This window comes from Devosia sp. Z11_6 (assembly GCF_058133665.1).
In genome coordinates this window covers 109,820-128,381 of record NZ_JBYUNQ010000009.1, presented here as the reverse complement: position 1 = coordinate 128,381, position 18,562 = coordinate 109,820, and the positions used below count along the sequence as shown (strand labels likewise).

The 18,562-nt window shown below is 62.9% G+C and carries 14 protein-coding genes; 7 read left to right on the top strand and 7 right to left on the bottom strand.

From position 1 onward, the window contains the following. Positions 1-43 precede the first annotated feature (43 nt). On the top strand, positions 44-1,099 hold the full coding sequence (locus tag AC3YMN_RS18740) for an ABC transporter ATP-binding protein (RefSeq protein ID WP_489891202.1): 1,056 nt from the start codon (positions 44-46) through the stop codon (positions 1,097-1,099). Here AC3YMN_RS18740 and AC3YMN_RS18735 read toward each other — a convergent pair. Next, positions 1,096-1,968 (bottom strand): helix-turn-helix domain-containing protein, encoded by an 873-nt coding sequence (locus tag AC3YMN_RS18735; RefSeq protein ID WP_489891201.1) that lies wholly within the window; start codon positions 1,966-1,968, stop codon positions 1,096-1,098. The genes AC3YMN_RS18740 and AC3YMN_RS18735 overlap by 4 nt on opposite strands. A 103-nt stretch (positions 1,969-2,071) precedes the next feature. Between AC3YMN_RS18735 and AC3YMN_RS18730 the strand changes: the two genes are divergently transcribed. Further along, positions 2,072-3,526 carry an alpha-glucosidase/alpha-galactosidase gene (locus AC3YMN_RS18730; RefSeq protein ID WP_489891200.1) on the top strand — a complete coding sequence of 485 codons (1,455 nt, stop codon included), beginning with the start codon at positions 2,072-2,074 and terminating at the stop codon, positions 3,524-3,526. A 78-nt stretch (positions 3,527-3,604) separates the two neighbouring features. On the opposite strand, the gene AC3YMN_RS18725 is transcribed toward AC3YMN_RS18730, so the two are convergent. From AC3YMN_RS18725 to AC3YMN_RS18705, 5 genes are all read right to left on the bottom strand, one after another. Beyond that, a complete protein-coding gene (locus AC3YMN_RS18725) occupies positions 3,605-4,975 on the bottom strand; it encodes an alpha-glucosidase/alpha-galactosidase (protein WP_489891199.1) in 1,371 nt (456 codons plus the stop codon). Positions 4,976-4,987: 12 nt separating this feature from the next. Beyond that, positions 4,988-6,655: an ABC transporter ATP-binding protein gene (locus AC3YMN_RS18720; protein ID WP_489891198.1), complete on the bottom strand. Its 1,668-nt coding sequence runs from the start codon at positions 6,653-6,655 to the stop codon at positions 4,988-4,990. A gap of 10 nt (positions 6,656-6,665) precedes the next feature. Then, positions 6,666-7,856 carry an ABC transporter permease gene (locus AC3YMN_RS18715; RefSeq protein ID WP_489891197.1) on the bottom strand — a complete coding sequence of 397 codons (1,191 nt, stop codon included), beginning with the start codon at positions 7,854-7,856 and terminating at the stop codon, positions 6,666-6,668. Then, positions 7,856-8,860, bottom strand: coding sequence for an ABC transporter permease (locus AC3YMN_RS18710; RefSeq protein WP_489891196.1), 1,005 nt, complete (start codon positions 8,858-8,860; stop codon positions 7,856-7,858). The genes AC3YMN_RS18715 and AC3YMN_RS18710 overlap by 1 nt, the downstream gene beginning before the upstream one ends. Before the next feature lie 67 nt (positions 8,861-8,927). Continuing rightward, positions 8,928-11,021 carry an ABC transporter substrate-binding protein gene (locus AC3YMN_RS18705; protein ID WP_489891195.1) on the bottom strand — a complete coding sequence of 698 codons (2,094 nt, stop codon included), beginning with the start codon at positions 11,019-11,021 and terminating at the stop codon, positions 8,928-8,930. A 152-nt stretch (positions 11,022-11,173) separates the two neighbouring features. Between AC3YMN_RS18705 and AC3YMN_RS18700 the strand changes: the two genes are divergently transcribed. Next, positions 11,174-12,106, top strand: coding sequence for a helix-turn-helix domain-containing protein (locus AC3YMN_RS18700; protein ID WP_489891194.1), 933 nt, complete (start codon positions 11,174-11,176; stop codon positions 12,104-12,106). 40 nt (positions 12,107-12,146) lie between these two features. Here the strand turns inward: AC3YMN_RS18700 and AC3YMN_RS18695 are convergent, their stop codons facing one another. Then, positions 12,147-12,572, bottom strand: a complete 426-nt coding sequence (locus tag AC3YMN_RS18695) for a GlcG/HbpS family heme-binding protein (RefSeq protein WP_489891193.1) — start codon at positions 12,570-12,572, stop codon at positions 12,147-12,149. Positions 12,573-12,976: 404 nt separating this feature from the next. On the opposite strand from AC3YMN_RS18695, the gene AC3YMN_RS18690 reads away from it, so the two are divergent. The 4 genes from AC3YMN_RS18690 to AC3YMN_RS18675 all read left to right on the top strand — a co-directional run bounded on the left by AC3YMN_RS18690 (position 12,977) and on the right by AC3YMN_RS18675 (position 18,543). Then, positions 12,977-14,455 (top strand): alanine/glycine:cation symporter family protein, encoded by a 1,479-nt coding sequence (locus AC3YMN_RS18690; protein ID WP_489891192.1) that lies wholly within the window; start codon positions 12,977-12,979, stop codon positions 14,453-14,455. A 197-nt stretch (positions 14,456-14,652) separates the two neighbouring features. After that, positions 14,653-15,171 carry a hypothetical protein gene (locus tag AC3YMN_RS18685; RefSeq protein WP_127753304.1) on the top strand — a complete coding sequence of 173 codons (519 nt, stop codon included), beginning with the start codon at positions 14,653-14,655 and terminating at the stop codon, positions 15,169-15,171. A 100-nt stretch (positions 15,172-15,271) separates the two neighbouring features. After that, positions 15,272-16,003 (top strand): ABC transporter ATP-binding protein, encoded by a 732-nt coding sequence (locus tag AC3YMN_RS18680; RefSeq protein WP_489891191.1) that lies wholly within the window; start codon positions 15,272-15,274, stop codon positions 16,001-16,003. Between the two features lie 38 nt (positions 16,004-16,041). Next, positions 16,042-18,543, top strand: a complete 2,502-nt coding sequence (locus tag AC3YMN_RS18675; protein ID WP_489891190.1) for an ABC transporter permease — start codon at positions 16,042-16,044, stop codon at positions 18,541-18,543. The last annotated feature ends 19 nt before the right edge of the window (positions 18,544-18,562 follow it).

The window sequence follows — 18,562 nt, the reverse complement described above, 5'->3', positions numbered from 1 at the left end:
TCTTTCTTGAGGAGGGGCAGCGACCCAGACACTGGAGAGGAAAATGGCCGAAGTTTCCCTGCGCGGCATCCGCAAGTCCTATGGCGCTGTCGAGGTCATCCATGGCGTTGACCTCGAGATCGGCTCGGGAGAGTTCGTGGTGTTTGTCGGGCCCTCGGGCTGCGGCAAGTCCACGCTGTTGCGCATGATCGCGGGGCTCGAGCCGATCTCGGGCGGGGAGATCTCGATCGGGGGCAGGGTGGTCAATGACATTCCCTCGCCCCAGCGGGGGATCGCCATGGTGTTCCAGAGCTATGCCCTGTACCCGCATATGAATGTTTACGACAACATGGCGTTCGGGCTGCGGCTGGCCAAGACGCCCAAGGAGGAAATGGACCGGCGCGTACGTGAGGCCGCGCGCATTCTCCAGATCGAGACCTATCTCGATCGCATGCCCAAGGCCCTGTCGGGCGGGCAACGCCAGCGCGTGGCGATCGGCCGGGCGATCGTGCGAGCGCCGCAGGTGTTCCTCTTTGACGAACCGCTTTCCAATCTCGATGCCTCCTTGCGGGCCCAGACCCGCATCGAGATCGCCAAGCTCCATGGGGCGCTCGACGCAACGATGATCTATGTCACCCACGATCAGGTCGAGGCGATGACGCTGGCGGATCGGATTGTCGTGCTCAATGCCGGGCGGATCGAGCAGGTGGGCACCCCGCTCAAGCTCTATCGCAATCCGGTCAACACCTTCGTGGCGGGCTTTATCGCTAACCAGCGCATGAACTTCATTGACCTCAAGGACGGCGCCAATGCTTTGCTGGCCGGCTCGCCGCGGCTGCGGCAGCGCCTCGAAGGGCAAGCCAATATCCGCACCATCGGCATCCGCCCCGAGCATCTGACGCTGGCGAATGCCGGAGACGCGGACCTCAGTGGCACCCTGTCGCTGATCGAGCAGTTCGGCGAATATGCGCTGGCCTATGTCGAGCTGCCCAGCGGTGATCTCATCACCATCAAGCTCGAGGGAGCGCCCGAGCTTGCGCCCAACCAGCCCATCCACATGGCCGTGCCACCGGGCTCGTTGCATCTGTTCGATGAAACCGGGCGAGCGCTGCGCAGCTAGGTGCCGGCCGCGGCCCGGCCGTCGGCGCGATACTGCAGGGGCGACACGCCGCGCTTCTTGCGGAACACCTTGGCCAGGTAATTGGCATCGGCAAAGCCATGGGCCTGGGCGATGCTGACCACGCTCATATCGGTGGCAAGCAGCAGCCGCTCGATGCGCTCGAGGCGCCGCTGCAGCACGAAGTCGGCCGGGGCGATGCCGACGGTCGCGCTGAACTGGCGCACGAAATGGCTGCGGCTCATTTCGGCGACAGCCGCGAGGCGCTCGACGTTGAGCGGGTCGGCGAGATGGGTTTCCACATGGGCTACGACCCGCGCCAGTGCCGGCGGCAGCGTTTCCTCCGGTGCCGTGCTGGCGCCAAAGACGCCGTCGTGCAGCGCGGCTAGGCCCGCATAGGCGGCGCTCGAGGCTTCGCCAGGGGCGAGGTCGGGCTGCGCCATCAAGGTGAGGCACGCGTCGGCGAGGCGATCGATGATGGTATCGGGGAGGATGACGACGGGGCCGCGGGCGTCGATCACCTGCCGAACGAGGCGCAGGGCCTCGCGCCCGTTGAGCACCAACCAGAAATACTCCCAATGGCCGCCGCGCTCGAGCCAGTAGCGGTGGGCATGGGGCATGGAGAGGACCATGGTTTGCCCGGGCACCAGCCGGTGCTGCACGCCGGCAAAATCGAGCCGGCCTTCGCCAACAAGCGTGTGCTGAATGACAAGGAACGGCGCGGTGCCGCGCTGCAAACCGTCCCAGGAATACACCTCGTTGCGCCGCTGTTCATAGCCTGCGCTGACGGCCATGCAGTGCAGCGGCAGGGCGCTTTTGGGCAAGCGCAGCAGGCGGATGTCAAAACCATGAGAGACGAGGTGGGTGAGCACAAAATTACCCTGTTCGGCACAACCTTTCTCTAGCATCGGCGCGCTGGCGGAGGCTAGCACTAGTGCCAGGGCAATTGCTGCCAACAGGGGTGGGAGAACCAGTTTGTCGTTTAAAGTCACCGTCATCGGGGCCGGCTCGATCGGCTTCACCAAGACCTTAATCTCGGACCTGCTCAAAGTGCCTGAATTCGTGGATTGCGAGTTCGCGCTCACTGACATCAACCCGCACAATCTCGACATGGTGCGGCAGGTGATCGAGACGATCGTTGCGGTCAACCGGCTGCCGGCCAAGGTTACGGCCACGACGGATCGTCGCGAAGCCATCAGCGGGGCCCGCTATGTCATGAGCTGCGTGCGCGTGGGCGGGCTCGAGGCCTTCTCGACCGATATCTCCATCCCGCTCAAATATGGGGTGGATCAATGCGTCGGCGACACGATCTGCGCCGGCGGCATTCTTTACGGGCAGCGCAACATTCCGGTGATCCTCGACTTCTGCAAGGACATCCGGGAGGTGGCCGAGCCGGGGGCGCTGTTCCTCAACTATGCCAACCCCATGGCGATGAACACCTGGGCGGCCGATCTGTATGGCGGCGTCGATGTTGTGGGGCTATGCCACGGCGTGCAGCATGGGGCCCACCAGATCGCCAAGGTGCTGGGGGTGCGTGATGACGAGCTCGACTATGTCTGCTCCGGCATCAATCACCAGACCTGGTACATCGACATCCGCGCCAAGGGCCGCAAGATCGAGGCGGACGAACTGATCGCCGGGTTCGAGGCGCATCCGGTGTATTCCAAGCAGGAAAAGGTGCGCATCGACGTGCTCAAGCGCTTCGGGGTTTATTCCACCGAAAGCAACGGGCATCTGAGCGAGTACCTGCCCTGGTATCGCAAGCGCCCCGAGGAGATCGGCCGCTGGATCGACATGAGCGACTGGATCCATGGCGAAACCGGCGGCTATCTGCGCTATTCCACCGAGCGCCGGAACTGGTTCGAAACAGACTTCCCCATGTTCAAGGAGCAGGCCAACAAGCCGTTGTCCGAGCACAAGCGCACCAGCGAACATGCCAGCTATATCATCGAGGCCAAGGAAACCGGGCGGGCCTATCGCGGGCATTTCAACCGGCGCAACAACGGCATCATCACCAATCTGCCGGCCGACGCGATCATCGAGAGCCCCGGCTATGTCGACCGGTTCGGCATCAACATGATCGAGGGGATCACGCTCCCCACGGCTTGCGCCGCGACCTGCTCGGTGTCGGTTTCGGTGCAGCGCCTGTCGGTGGAAGCGGCGATGACGGGCAATATCGACACGCTCAAGCTCGCGGTGCTGCATGACCCGCTGGTGGGCGCCATTTGCACGCCCGACGAGGTCTGGGCCATGGTCGACGAGATGGTGGTCGCCCAGGCGCAATGGCTGCCCCAATATGCCGATGCGGTGCCGGCAGCCAAGGAGCGGGTCGCCAAATCAACGGTCAAGACGCGCGACTGGAACGGCGCGGCGCGCAAGCAGGTGCGCTCGGTGGAAGAGCTGCGCGAAGTGGTGGGCGGCCACCACTAGGGGAAGCAGCCGAAGAAAAGAAAACGGGGCGCCTTGGGGCGCCCCGTTTTTGCTTGGGAGCTGGGACGGCGCGCGGCTTTAGGCCACGCGCTGCTTGCGGGTGCCGCGGGCCCATTGGGGCAGCATGTCACCGTGGGCTTCGGTCAGATCATCAACGAGGTTCCAGATCTGGTCGAGGTCGAGCTCGGCCGCGGTGTGGGGGTCCATCATCGCCGCATGATAGATGTGCTCGCGGTTTTCGGTCATCAGCGCTGCGACGGTGAGTTCCTGCACATTGATGTTGGTGCGAATGAGGGCCGTGAGTTGCGGGGGCAGATCGCCGATGTACGTGGGCTGCAGGCCATTGTCGTCAACGAGGCAGGGCACTTCTACCGCAGCATTGTCGGGCAGGTTGGTGATGACGCCATTGTTGCGCAAATTGCCGTAGATCACCGAAGGCTCGCCGGTCCAGACCGAGTTGACGATGGAGGAGGCATATTCCTTGGAGGGCTTGACCTCGATGCGGTCGGCCTTCTTGTAATCCTCGGACGTCTTCTTCCAGCGCGCGATCTGCTCGATGCAGCGCTTGGGATATTCATCGAGCGGCACGCCGAACTTCTCGATCAGGTCCTCGCGGCCCTCTTTGATGAAATAGGGGGTGTATTCGGCAAAGTGCTCGCTGCTCTCGGTGACGAAATAGCCGAGCCGGGTCAGCATCTCATAGCGCACCTTGTTGTTCTGGCGCGGGTTCCAGCTGCTGGGCTTGGGCGCACGGCCTTCGGCATAGGCTTTGAGCAGCGCCGGATAAAGGTCCTGGTAAGAACCATCGGGCAGGCGGTGCTCGAAGTTGAGGAAGAAGGCCATATGGTTGATGCCGGCCGAGCGGTAGCGAATTTCCTCGTAGGCAATGTCGAGATCATGGGCCAATTCCATGGCGGTGCCTTGTACGGAATGGCACAAGCCGACCTGCTTGATGGTCGGGTATTTCTCGGCAATGGCCCAGGTGTTGATGGCCATGGGGTTGACGTATTGCAGCATCACCGCGTCGGGCGCGACCTGGAGCATGTCTTCGCAGATGCTCCAGAGATGGGGCACGGTGCGCAGGCCGCGCATGATCCCGCCGACCCCGAGCGTGTCGGCAATCGTCTGGCGCAGATTGTACTTCTTGGGCACGTCGAAATCGATGACGGTGGAGGGCTCGTAGCCGCCGATCTGGAAGCAGACCACCACGAAATTGGTGCCATCGAGCGCCTGGCGCTGGTTGGAATAGGTCTCGACGGTTGCGGGCACACCCAGGGTCGCGATCAGCTTGCTGGCGATGATCTCGCTTTCGGTGAGGCGGGTGGGATTGATGTCCATCAGCCGGATGGTGGCGCTGGCCAGGGCGGGGCGCTGGAGGATATCGCCCACGATGTTCTTCATGAACACCGATGAGCCCGCGCCGATAAAGGTGATCTTGGGATTTGCCATAACTGAATGCTCCTAGGCGGCAATGTCGAACGCGGCGCGCAACAGGCGGGCCGTGTATTCGGTTTGAGGATTGGAAAGAACTTCGGCGACCGGGCCTTGCTCGATGATCTTGCCATGCTGCATGACCATGACGCGGTGGCACAGGGCGCGCACGACTTTGAGGTCGTGGCTGATGAAGAGGTAGGAGAGGCCCTTTTCGTCCTGCAACTTGCGCAGGAGGTCGATGATCTGGGCCTGCACCGACAGGTCAAGCGCCGAGGTCGGCTCGTCGAGGAGGATGAACTCGGGCTCGAGGGCAATCGCACGGGCGATGGCGATGCGCTGGCGCTGGCCGCCCGAGAACTCGTGGGGGAAGCGGTTGAGAATGCCATCGGGCATGCCCGCATCCTGCAGCGCCTGGCGCACGCGATCGAGCCGCTCGGCGCCATTTGCCCCGATCTTGTTGACGATCAGGCCTTCCTCGATGATCTGGCGGATCGACATGCGCGGATTGAGGCTGGCGAACGGGTCTTGGAAGACGATCTGCATGCGACTGCGCAGCGGCCGCATGGCGGTGCGATCCTTGTCGTGGATCGGCTGCCCATCGAAATAGATCTCCCCGCCCTGGTTGTTGATGAGCCGGATCAAGGCCTGCCCAAAAGTGGTTTTGCCTGAACCCGATTCCCCGACGATGCCCAGGGTTTCATGGCGGGCGAGGCGGAGGTCGAGACTGTCGACGGCCTTGAGCTCGAAGAAGTCGGGCTTGAAGAAGCCGCCGCGCTTGAGGGTGAAGCTGACCTTGACGTCGCGGCCCTCGAGCAGCGTCTGGCGGCCTTCGGCAAGGGGCAGGGCGGTGCCCTTGGGCTCGGAGGCGAGGAGGTGGCGGGTATAGGGGTGCTGCGGGTCGGCAAACAGGGCCTCGGTCGTGTTGTGCTCCTGCACCCGGCCATTCTGCATCACATAAACATATTCAGTGAACTGGCGGACCACGGTCAGGTCATGGGTGATCAGGATCACCGCCATGCCGTATTTGTCCTTGAGGCCCTTGAGCAGGTTGAGGATCTGGGCCTGCACCGTCACATCGAGGGCCGTCGTGGGTTCATCGGCGATGAGCACCTCGGGCCGGTTGGCGAGCGCCATGGCGATCATCACACGCTGGCGCTGTCCGCCAGAAAGCTGGTGCGGATAGTTGTTGAGGCGCGCGCGCGGCTCGGGGATCTGCACTTCCTCAAGGAGCTTTTCGGCGCGCTGCATCGCCTCGGCCCGGGAAATCCGGTTGTGCAGGTGCAGCACCTCGCACAGCTGCTGGCCGATCGTATAAACCGGGTTGAGTGAGCTCATCGGCTCCTGAAAGATCATGGCGACGTCGTTGCCGCGCAGCTTGCGCATGGCGTGCTCGCTCATGGCGACCACATCCTTGCCCGCCAGGGTAATGCGGGTTGCGGGCAGGATGGTCGCCCGCTTGGTCAAGAGCTTCATCAAGGTGCGGGCGGTGACCGATTTGCCCGAGCCGGACTCCCCGACAAGGGCGATGGTTTCGCCCTTGTGGAGCTGGAAGGAGACATCCTTGACCGCATGGACGACGCCGCCTTCGACCTTGAAATCGACCCCGATATTGCGCGCATCGAGGATCAGTTCGCGCTCATGGTTGCCATGGTCGTGGCGGGTGAGAGAGACAGGCCCTTGAGTGGTGTTGGTCATGGCTTGGCTCTCAATAGGGGTCGACGGCATCGCGCAGGCCATCGCCCAACGCGTTGAAGGCAAAAACGGTGATCAGCACGAAGATCACGGGCGACAGGATCCAGGGATAGGAGCCGATAACCGAAAAGGAGCCGGTGTCCTGCAGCATCAATCCCCAGGAGATCAGCGGCGGCTTGACGGCAAAGCCGAGGAAGCCAAGGAAGCTTTCCAGGAGCACCACGGTAGGCACCGAAAGGGTCACGGCGACGATGACGTGGCTGAGCACGTTGGGCAGGATGTGGCGGGTAATGATGCGCCCGTCGCCGGCGCCGACAGCAATCGCGGCGCGCACATAATCAATCCGCGCGAGCGAGAGCGTCTTGGAGCGCACTTCCCGGCTCAGTTGGGCCCAGCCCAGCACGGCCATGACGCCGATGACGAAGGCGATGAACACATTGGACGGGGCAGTAATGGGGATCAGCGAGGTGAGCGCCAGATAGAGTGGCAGCTGGGGGAAGGCGAGGACGAACTCGACGAACTTTTGCGTCCAGCTGTCAAACCGCCCGCCAAGATAGCCCGAGGTGATGCCTACCAGCGTGCCGATCACCGTCGTCAGGGCGGTAACGACCAGGGCGATGGTGAGCGAAATGCGCGAGCCGACAATGCCGCGCGAGAGGATGTCGCGGCCGAACTTGTCGGTGCCGAGCAGGTGGACGGTCCGCGTCGGATCGGTGGCACCAAAGAAGTGGATATCGGCGGGGATGACCCAAAGCAGATGATAGGGGTAGCCCTTGACAAAAAAGCCGAGCTCGATGGGATTGTCGTAGTCCGGGCCGATGATGGGCTGGAAGGTGATGGGGTCGAGATCTTCGCCTTCGCTCAGCTGATAAACGATCGGTAGCAGCGAGAAGCTGCCATCGGCACGCATGAAACTGAGCGTATCGGGCGGGGCGAAACCGATATTGGCCTGCTTGGGATCGAGCGGCGCAAAGAAATCGGCAAACACCGCCACGAGCACCAGCAGCACGACGAGGACGAGCCCGATCATGCCCATGACCGAACGGCGGAAGCGCCGCCACACGAGGCTGCGATAGCTCTCGCTCTTGGCATAGCGCGGCGGGATCCCGCCGGCGTCGGCCACAGCTTCGGTGGCCGGGGTTGGCGCCGCGGTGCCGGGCAGGGCGGGCAGGGGGATGGACTGGGCCACGAGTTCGCGTTCCATCAGGCGCCTCCCAGCCGGATGCGCGGATCAAGCAGGGCCAACAGCATGTCGGAGATGATGTTGCCGATGATCAGCGTGGTGGCCAGCACCAGCATGAAGGTGGCGGTGACCCAGACATCGCCCACCGCCATCGAGCCGGTGATGGCGGGGCCCACGGTCGCGAGCCCGAAGACGATGGCGACTTCGATCTCGCCGGTCAGCATATAGGGCAGCACCACGCCCTGATAGGCAACGAGCGGATGGAGGGCATTGGGGACGGCATGCTTCATCACCACGGCGCCGTGGCTGAGGCCCTTGGCGCGCGCCGTTTCCACATATTGGGCGTTGAGCACGTCGAGCAGGTTGGCGCGCATTACTCGCATGTTGTAGGCGAGGCCGCCAAAGGTCGCGATCGCGATCACTGGCCAGACATGCTTGATGAGGTCGACGAACTTATCCCAGCTCCAGGGTGCACCGCCAAAGCGCGGCGAGAAGAAGTTGCCGACATCCTGCACGCCCATGCGGAAGACGAGGATGTAGAGAATGATGATCGCCAGCAGGAAACGCGGGATCGTCATGCCAAGAAACGAGATGAAGCCGAAAAGGGTGTCGATCCAGGAATACTGACGGGTCGCGGCCACGATGCCGAGGCTGATGCCGATCACCGATGCGAGGATGTGGCAGGTCAGGGCCAGAAGGATGGTGGCGGGCAGGCGCTCGGCGACAACCGCGCCCACGGGCTTGTTGAAGTAGAGCGAATGGCCGAAATCGAAACGGGTCAGGATGCCGTGGAGCCAGCGGAAATACTGGATATGGAGGGGGTCGTTCAGGCCATTGGCGGCGCGATAGGCTTCGGCCTGAGCATTGGCGGCCTCAAAGGATGCACCACCCTGATTCATGGCCATGGAGCGGATATAGTCACCATAGTCGCCGGGCGGCGCCTGGATGATGGCGAAAGTCACGATGCTCAAGAGGAGCAGGATCGGGATGGCCGACAGGATGCGCGACAAGAGGAAACGGATCATCTGGGCCGCCTTTATTCTTTAGTCCGGGGATGACGAGGGGCCCAGGCCCCTCGCCTATGCGACCAGCCTAGTTGCTGGTGATAGGGCCATTGCCCTGGCCAGGTGCACCCGGGAGCGTGTCGGGATGCAGCTGGGCGTCCGACTGCCGGTCGGCCGGCACATAGAGACGCTCGCGGATCAGCCCGTCCTCGGCCCAGTTGAACTGGAGGATGGGGGTGCCCGCCGGCACATTGGCAAAGCGCTTGTTGATGATCAGCGCACCTGGATATTGGGTCAGGCCGATGCCAAACACGTTCTCGGTGTAAAGGCGCTGATAGGTCTTCATCAGCTCGATGCGCTCGGCCGGATCTGCCGTCTCGACAAAGGCGTTGATGGTGTCGACCATCTCCTGTTCGAACGGCAGGAGGTCGAGCGTTCCGTCAGGGCCGGCGCGGTGACCGGTGCTGATCTGGGGGCCTGTCGGCGCCAGATCCTGGGTGTTCTGCACCACCGTGATCAGCTCGGACTCGTTGCGGCGCAGGGTCCAGTCGAACTTGCCCGCCGGTTCATTGGCGTCGCGCTGATTGCCCGCCTGGGCCATCGAGATGACCCGCAGGCCCAGCCGTTCCATTTGGGCAATGACGCCTTCGGACAGGCTCTTGTCGGTCTGGTAATCGACCGTGGACAGGAGCGTGATCTCGACATCGGCTCCTCCCTGCACATCGGCGGGAAAATTGACGAATCCATTGCCGTCGGAATCGACAAGGCCGACCTTTTCCAGCAGTGCCTTGGCGTCCTCCAGCGAGTACGGGTAGTAGACGGTCGAATCCTTATCGTAATAGCTGGTCGGCGCCATCAGGCCGCCTGGGTAAGGCGAAGTGAAGGGGCCCTTGACCAGCGCTTCGCCCAACGCCGAGCGATCCAGCGCATAGGTGACGGCCTTGCGGAAGTCGAGATTGCGATTGAGCTCGCGCACGGCCTGGCTGCGGGCATCTGGTTCGCCCCAGCCATTGCCCGAGAGGTTGGGATAAATCGAATAGGAGATGGTGCGGGCACCGAAAGCTAGGCGGGCGGGCGCGGTTTCCTCGGCGGAGCGGCGCAGCGCTTCCACAAAGCTTTCGGGCTGCTCGAGATTGGAAAGGTCGCCCGAACCGGCCACGGCCTGAACGTCGCGATCGGCCCAGGTGGACAGGCGATACTGCATCTCATCGAGATAGGGCAGCTGATTGCCGTTCTCGTCGACCTTCCAGTAGTAAGGGTTGCGGCGCAGGACGATGATGTCGTCCGCGCGATATTCCACCGGCACCCAGCCGCCCATCGTAGGCATGTTGAGATATTCGGGCGGGAAGGCGTTTTCGAACTCGTTATAGGTGGCGCCGTCCTTGTAGGCGGGATGTTCGGCCTTCAGAATGTGACTCGGGCCGGGGCAGAAATTGCCGTAAGCCATGGAGTAGAGATATTGCGTGGGGCGCTCGGCCTTGAAGGTCCATTTGACCGTGTAGTCGTCCACTTTCTCCAGTGTGGTGCCGACGCCAAAGGTTTCGGGCGAAGCGCCGTTGAGCGGGGTAACCTGGGGGTCCGCCAAAACGTCGTTCCAGTAGAACATGATGTCTTCGGCATCGAAGGGGTCGCCGTCGGACCATTTCGCCCCTTCGATAAGGTTCATGGTCAACTCATGCCCGTCTTCGGACCATTCCCAGCTTTTAGCGAGGTTCGGCAAGGGCTCGAGTTCTTCAGCCCGGACCTGGAACAGGGGGCCGGTCCGGGTGAGGCATTCCGACAGAGCGATATCAATGCCGCCCCAGCCCTGCGTCTGGCCGGCGCTGTAGTTCCAGCCCTCGGGCCGGCCGCCCACGACATGACGGATCACATCGCCATAGACGCCAACACCATCGGGCATGTTGGCGGTTTTGTAGACCAGCGGCTCCTTAGGCAGACGCTCGTTCACGGGCGGCAGCTTGCCGGCGTCTACGAAGTCCTTGACGAAGTCGGGCTCATGGTATTCGGGCAAGGCCCGGAATTCGAGAATGTCCTTGATGCCGACAAAGGTGGGGACCTGCTGAGCATCGAACTTTGGTGGCTCGGGCGGCGTTGTGGGTGCAACAGTTTGAGCCTGCGCTGCCAGCACCGAAACGCCCAGCAGCAATCCTGCCCCGCCAAGGGCCCTTGCGTGTGTTCTCATCGAAACCTCCCAGAGCAGTAGGTCGGCTTTGATTGCCGAAGCCGGACACTCCCTTCCGGTTTAAATCCTACCCTCGGGCTGAAATGGTACGCCTTGCCAGCGTCCATGCAATCCGGAATGATAGAGACCTATTCCGGGTTTCTAAGATATCCATGGATAAGATGGCAGAGGTAGACGGGATCGGAACTGTGGTGGCGCGCGAACGCGCGCCGCGTCCGACGCCTCGGCCGGATCGAAATTTCTACTCCTCTGGCAAGGCCTTTGGCCGCTTCGGCATCCGCTCGTTCGCCCCGCAGCTGATGGCGCAACCGCATAGCCATGGGCATATCGAGTTCAACTGGCTGACCAACGGCACCATGGACTACCAGTTCGACGGCGGGCCCGTGACCTTGGGTGCGGGACGACTGGCAGCGTTCTGGGCGGGTATTCCCCACCGCACGATTGGCTTGAGTGCAGCCGCGTTCAGAGGGCGGCAGCTCAACATCTACCTGCCAATGGATACTTTCCTGGAAATGCCGCAACTCGGGCGTTTGACGGAAACCTTGATGGGGGGCGGTGTCATTCAGCTGCTGCCCGATTGCATCGGGCTCGAAACCCTTGAGCGCTGGCACCAGGATTATCGGAGCGGCAACGCGCTGCGCAGCGATATTGTGCGCTCGGAAATCGGCACCATGTTCCGCCGCGCCGCGATCACGGGTTGGGAAACGCTGCTGCCAGCCTGGGTCGAGGCATCAGGCACCCGGACGCGAACCGGCTCGCCGGTGCGCTATGTGGTCCGCATGGTGCGCCATATCGTTGAAAATATCACCGATCCGCTCAGCGCCGAAGACATTGCCGAGGTGGTAGGGCTGCACCCGAACTATGCGACCAATCTCTTCAGCAAGGTGATGCACATCTCGGTGCAGAAATTTGTCATCCGCATGCGCCTGATCCGCGCCCGTTCGCTGTTGTTCGCGGGCAGTCTATCGGTGGCCAATGTCGCCTTTCAATCCGGCTTCAGCAGCCAAACCCAGTTCTATGAGCATTTCCGCAAGGCCTATGGCATGACACCAAGTCAGTTGCGCCGCCACACTATCGCGGGCTGAACGAGGAGGGCGGCCGCAAGCAGCCGCCCCGAAGCGTTCATTATTGCAGCGAGGCGGTGAAGTGGTCGATGCCGGCCTGGGCGACTTCGGTGTCCTGCGCCGGGGTGCCGGAGCTGACGCCAATGCCGCCCACCACAGCGCCATCGACGAGGATCGGCAGGCCACCGCCGACCACCATCAGGCGGCCACCGATAGCTGAACCGATGCCATAGGCGGGAGCGCCCGGTTGGCTGGCCGCGCCATATTCGTGCGTCGCCTTCTTGGCCGCCGAGGCGGTGAAGGATTTATCGATGGCAATGGTGATGCTGGTGATCTTGCCGCCATCCATCCGCTCAAAGGCGATCAGATTGCCGCTTTCATCGGTAACGGCAATGCACATCGGCACGCCAATCGATTCAGCCTTGGCGCGGGCGCCCGCGAGGATGGTGTGGGCGTCGGTGATGTCGAGGCGGGTGATGGTCAGCATGGCGGTTCCAGTGTCGGGTTCACAAGCGGCTGTGGCCTAGCACGGCGGTGTTGCGCGCGCACCCCTGTAGCGCGAGAGAGCCGGCGACGTGTCGATGTTTCCCCAAACTCATCCAATATCCCCGCACCGACCGTTCGTTGCGACGGCGCAGCTTGTGCGGGAGCAAGGGGGATTGTGCCTGAGGTTTTCGGGGCGCGGACAAAAAGGGGGCGGCCTGCCGAGCCGGTTGGCACCATCCGAACAGCTGCACGAATGGAAGCGGAAACCATGGTTGGACAAACTTGCGCCGGTCTCGGCTTCGTTTCCGCCCGCCGCGCGTAAACCTTAGGGTCTCACCCGTTTGCCGAGCTTGGACCTGGGCTGAAGGCCAGCACCTCGACCAACCCAGTTGGAGGATAGGAATCGTGGACCTTCTCAATCAGCTGTTCAGTCTCATCGAAGAGTTCACCTGGGGGTGGTCGCTGATCCCCATCCTCATCATCTTTGGCGGCTTCATCACGGTCATGAGCGGGTTCGTCCAGATCGAGTATTTCGGGCGCATGTTCCGGGTGCTGTCGTCCAAGAACCAGAGCGGGGATCCCAATGCGATCAGTGCGCGGGAAGCCCTGCTGGTTTCGGTGGGCGGCCGGGTCGGCGGCGGCAATATTGCCGGGGTCGCGGTGGCGATCACACTGGGCGGCCCGGGGGCGGTATTCTGGATGTGGGCCGTGGCCCTGCTGGGAATGGCGACGAGTCTCGTGGAATCCTCACTGGCGCAGCTCTATAAGCGCGCCAATGGCGATGGCACCTATCGGGGTGGCCCGGCCGCTTACATCATTCATGGGCTGGGGGCGCAGTACCGGTGGTTGGCAGTGGTGTATGCCGTTTGCCTCCTGGCGGCGTTTGGGCTCGGGTTCAATGCCTTCCAGGGCAATACCTTTGCGGGGGCGGCCAATGACAGCCTTGGCATCGACCGGATCTGGACCGGCGCCTTCCTCGCCGTGGTGACCGGGCTTATCGTTTATGGCGGCATTCGCCGCATTGCCAAGGTCGCCGATGTGATCATCCCGATCATGGCCGTTGCCTATATCGGGATGGCCCTATTGGTGATCGCCCTCAACATCACGGCGCTGCCGGGGGTGCTGTGGTCGATCTTTGCCAATGCCTTCGGCCTCGAGGAAGTGGTGGGCGGTGGCGTTGGTGCGGCGCTGGCCCAGGGGCTGCGGCGGGGCCTGTTTTCCAACGAAGCGGGCCTCGGCTCCGCTCCCAATGTTGCGGCGACGGCCGATGTGCGGCACCCAATCAGCCAAGGGATCACGCAGTCTTTTTCGGTGTTCATCGACACCATCATCGTGTGCTCCTGCACGGCCTTCATCATCCTCTTGAGCCCGGTTTACGTGCCTGGCGCGGAAGGCGTTGATGGGGTGGTGCTGACCCAGCAATCGCTGGTGAGCCAGCTAGGCAACTGGTCGCAATATCTGCTGACCTTCGCCATCCTGCTGTTTGCCTTCAGCTCAATCATCTACAATTACTATCTAGGTGAAACCGCGCTCAAGGTGATCACGGGGAACGATGCGGCACTGCACGCTCTGCGCGTTGGCATTGTCCTTGTCGTGTTTTTGGGCGCCTCGGCACCGGCAGCCACGGCCGTGTTCTTTTTCTCGGACCCGTTGATGGGGGTCCTCGCTTTGGTCAATCTCATGGCAATCATGATGCTGTTCCCGGTGGCGCTGCGCATTCTCAACGACTTCCGCACCCAGCTAAAGCAAGGGGTCGAGCGTCCAGTATTCCGGCCCGAGAATTTCAGCGATCTCGATATCGACCCGACGGCTTGGCCTTATGCCAAGGAGGAATCACAGGGCGGGGCGCAGCCGGCGGGCAGCCCGCCTGCCTTGGGGGCCTAGAGGCGAAATTGGCATTGTTGCTGGAGGGCGCCACAGCGGCTTCAAGGGTGGGGCGCGTTGTCGCGGTGCCGGATTCGTGTACCTGCGGGGGAACCCTTAACGCTGTTTCATTGCTTATCTTATGTATTGATAGGCATAGTGCATCCGAGCGCGAAACCATGCGTTTGCATGCGTTCCTTTGAGAGATGATCTGGACGATGAAAAAATACGTAGTGACCGCAGCCCTGGCCGCTTTGTTGCAAATTGGCTCCATGCTCGCGCCGGCCAGCGCGGCCGAATCCAACATGGCATTGCTTGCATCCTACACGGGTGACTGGCGCGGCAACGGTGCTTTGGTGGGCGGGGACGAGCCCGAGGCGCTGCGGTGCCGGCTGAACATCACCAGAGGCAATGCCGGCAAGATCAACTATTCGGGCCGCTGCAATCTGGCGCGGTCAACCCTGTCGGTGAGCGGCACCATCGCCTATAACGGGCAGGCCGACCGCTACGAAGCGGCGATGAGCTCCAATGCCGGCTTTACCGGCACGGCTGTTGGCCAGCAGCGGGGAAGCGACATCACCTTCAACCTGCGTGAGCAGCAGAAGGATCGCGGCGGCAGCGACGTGCGAATTGGCGCTACGATCATCTTGAAGAATGATCAGGTGCGGGTGGACTTCGAGGTCGAATTCAACAATTCGGGCGAGGTGCTTACCGCCCAGGTCCCCTTCAACCGCTAGTTCAAGACAGACAGGTGACGCGACGCTGCGGCCCTGTTCCTCGGAACAGATCCGTGGCAGTCTGGCCTGGCCTCGTAATGGCCAGAGTTGGATTGAATCAATGAATGAGATGGGGAGCAATGCCCTGGCCCGACAGGACCAATACGTCATCGAGGGGCATGACGTTGGTTACACGCTCAATGTCGCGTCCCGGCCGCTCAACATTTTGCACGATGTCAACCTGGTGGTTCGGCCCGCCGAAGTTGTCGCCATTGTCGGCGCGTCAGGCAGCGGCAAGACTTCGCTGCTGATGCTGCTGGCGGGGCTGGATCGGGCAACTTCAGGCAAGATCCTAGTGCGCGGCACCGACCTTGGCACGATGGGCGAGGACGAGCTTGCCCGGTTCCGCCGGGGCTCCCTGGGTATCGTATTCCAGAGCTTCCACCTCATTCCATCGCTGACCGCGGTCGAAAATGTCGGGCTGGCGCTGGAAATCGCCTCGCCTGAACTGGCCTTGGCAGAGGTGCGCCGCCGCGCCGCTGAGGCGCTCGAAGCGGTGGGTCTGGGTGGCCGGGTCGATCACCGGCCGTCCGCGCTTTCGGGGGGCGAACAGCAGCGCGTTGGCCTGGCTCGCGCGATGATCGCCAATCCGCCCCTGTTGCTGGCCGATGAGCCCACTGGCAATCTTGACGAGAAGACCGGCGAAGTGGTGATCGAGCTGATGTTCGGCCTTGCCCGGAAGAATCAGACCGCCGTGGTGCTGGTCACCCACGATCCCAAGCTCGCGGCGCGCGCCGACCGGGTGCTGACCATGAGCCAGGGCCACCTTACCGAAACCACGGCGGCTCGATGAGCTCTTTGTTGCGAGCCATCCGGATTGGGTTGCTGGATATGCGCGGCGATCTCCGCCGCTTTGTGCTGCTGGTCGCGTGCCTTGCAATCGGTACCGCGCTGATTGGCGGGGTTGGCTCGATCGGCGCCAGCATCACCGAGGCCATGGACCGCAGCGCCGCCGAACTGATGGGCGGTGATCTGGAATTGTCGCGGGCCGATCGCCCTGCAACATCCGAGGAACTTGACGCGATGCGCCAGTTCGGCCGGATTGCGCCGATCGTGGACACCAATCTGCGCGCCAAGGGGGCTGAAGCGGATGCCTTTGTCGACCTGGTGGCGGCTGGCGAGGGGTATCCGCTGGTGGGGCATGTGGTTAGCCCGGAATTGGGGAATGCCGCCGCCAACGAATTTTTGAGCGAGCAGGACGGTGCGTTCGGCGCGCTGGTGGACGCGGTGATGCTGGACCAATTGGGCATAGGGGTCGGTGATCGCTTCCAGCTCGGGGGCACCGAGTTCGAGGCGCGCGGCACCTTGTCGAGACTGCCTGATGCGGCGGTGCGCGGCTTCAAGCTGGGGCTGACGACGCTGATTTCAACCGATGCTTTTGCCACCGTATCGGATCGGACCTCGCCGCTGCCGGGTTTGGGCGTATGGTATCGCTACAAGCTGCTCCTCAATGACGGTGACGCCGAAGCGGTGCAGGGGGAGATCGCTACGGCACTGGCTGATACCGGCTGGACCATTCGTACGGCGCGCGACGGGCTGGGCGACATGGTGCGCTATTACGACCAGTTCATGCGCTTCCTGATGATTGTCGGGTTGGGCTCGCTGTTGATCGGGGGCGTCAGCGTCTGGACCAGCATGCAGGCTTATATCGCCGAGCGCACGCAGGTGATTGCGGTGCTGCGCAGTATTGGGGCGACGCATAACCGGGTGTTGGTGCACTTCCTGTCCCAAGTGGGCGCGCTGGCGCTGGTTGGCGTGTTGGCTGGCATCGCCATTGGCGGCAGTGTTGCTTATTTCGTGCTGCCCTATGTGGGCGAAGCCATGGGTATCGGCCTGCGGCCGAGCATCAATCCGCAACCGCTGCTGGTTGCGGCGGCGGCCGGTATCTTGACGGCCTTCGCGTTTTCCTACCAGCCGCTGCAGCGCACGCAGGCGATCCGGCCCATCCTGCTGTTCCGCGCCAAGGGCCTGGACGTTGGCAGCGCCAAGTGGACCGATCTGTTGCGCATGCCGCAGGGCCTGCCGATGATCATCGCCGGTATCGGCCTCTTCTGGCTGGCTTATCTGATCACCGGCGATGCACTGCTGGTCGCGGCCTTCGCCGTGGCGAGTGCGCTCTCGGTGGTGCTGTTCCAGCTCTTTGTCCGCGCGGTACGAGCGACGATTGCCGGGCTGCCCGAAATGCCGGGGCAGGTGCTGCGCCATGCCGTGCGGTCCATTGCAGTGTCGCAAACGGCGGCCGCCTCGATCGTGACGGCGGTAGGCATGACGCTGACCATGCTGATCATCGTCCTCGTGCTGCAGGGCAATCTGCGCCAGGAGTTCCTCGGCGCTTCGGCCTTTGATGTCCCCACGCTGGTGGCCTCAGACCTGTTCCCTGACGAGATGGAAGATCTCGAGGCCATGCGGGCAACCACGGCTGGGATCGAAGCTGTCGTGGCGACCCCCATGCTCCGCGGCGCACTGGCCGAGGTGGCTGGTGAGCCCGTGGACACGCTGCGGCCGCGCGGCCCCGAAGCCACGTTCCTGCTGTCGGGCGAAGTGCCCCTGACCTATCGAGATGCCTTGCCGACCTCCTCGGTGGTGACGGCGGGCGAGTGGTGGCCGGCGAACTATGAAGGGCCCGGCCTGGTTTCGCTGCACCGGAGCCTCCGCGAAGGCCTTGATGTCGATATTGGCGACGAGCTGACCTTCAGCATATTCGGCGAGCCGATCACGGTTACGGTCGCGAGCTTCCGCGATTATTCCTGGCAGGGCGGCATCGACTTTCTCGCGACCTTCTCGCCCGGCGTGCTGGAGGAATATCCAACGACGCTGTTTGCCGCGGTGACAGCGGCGCCCGGCGCCGAGGAGCCAGTAGAGCGCGCCCTTGCCAGTACTCTGCCGGACGTGAACTTCATCCCTGTGGGTGAAACGCTTAAGCAGGTCACGGACGCGCTGCAGCAACTTTCCTTTGCCGCCTTGCTGGTGGGTGGATTGGCGGTCGGTAATGGCCTGCTGGTGGTGCTGGGCAGCATTGCGACCGGCCTCAAGCAGCGGGAGGCTGATGCCGTGATCAACAAGATGCTGGGCAAGGCACGGCCAGCCATCCTGACCACGGCGCTGGTGCAGTATCTTGTGCTGGGGCTGCTGGCGGCGATCCCCGCAATGGTGGTGGGACTTGGCCTGGGCTGGCTCGTCAGCCGGCTGTTGACTGATGTGGAATTTACCGCCGAGGCGGCCACGCTGTTCAGCGTCGTGATCGCCAGCATTGCGCTTACCGGCGCATTGGGGGCAGCGACCTTGCTGCGCGCCACCACGGCTGCACCGGCCCGGCTGCTGCGCGAGTTGTAGCCGGTGTCGCCCTTCGGGC

Excerpts from the sequence above, each read along its gene's own strand:
- AC3YMN_RS18725 (WP_489891199.1), bottom strand. The coding sequence starts at position 4,975 with ATGGCAAATCCCAAGATCACCTTTATCGGCGCGGGCTCATCGGTGTTC.
- AC3YMN_RS18695 (WP_489891193.1), bottom strand. The coding sequence starts at position 12,572 with ATGCTGACCATCACCCGCCTCGACATCACCGACGCCCACACCATCCTC.
- AC3YMN_RS18715 (WP_489891197.1), bottom strand. The coding sequence starts at position 7,856 with ATGGAACGCGAACTCGTGGCCCAGTCCATCCCCCTGCCCGCCCTGCCC.
- AC3YMN_RS18705 (WP_489891195.1), bottom strand. The coding sequence starts at position 11,021 with ATGAGAACACACGCAAGGGCCCTTGGCGGGGCAGGATTGCTGCTGGGC.
- AC3YMN_RS18710 (WP_489891196.1), bottom strand. The coding sequence starts at position 8,860 with ATGATCCGTTTCCTCTTGTCGCGCATCCTGTCGGCCATCCCGATCCTG.
- AC3YMN_RS18680 (WP_489891191.1), top strand. The coding sequence starts at position 15,272 with ATGAATGAGATGGGGAGCAATGCCCTGGCCCGACAGGACCAATACGTC.
- AC3YMN_RS18740 (WP_489891202.1), top strand. The coding sequence starts at position 44 with ATGGCCGAAGTTTCCCTGCGCGGCATCCGCAAGTCCTATGGCGCTGTC.
- AC3YMN_RS18700 (WP_489891194.1), top strand. The coding sequence starts at position 11,174 with ATGGATAAGATGGCAGAGGTAGACGGGATCGGAACTGTGGTGGCGCGC.
- AC3YMN_RS18675 (WP_489891190.1), top strand. The coding sequence starts at position 16,042 with ATGCGCGGCGATCTCCGCCGCTTTGTGCTGCTGGTCGCGTGCCTTGCA.
- AC3YMN_RS18720 (WP_489891198.1), bottom strand. The coding sequence starts at position 6,655 with ATGACCAACACCACTCAAGGGCCTGTCTCTCTCACCCGCCACGACCAT.
- AC3YMN_RS18685 (WP_127753304.1), top strand. The coding sequence starts at position 14,653 with ATGAAAAAATACGTAGTGACCGCAGCCCTGGCCGCTTTGTTGCAAATT.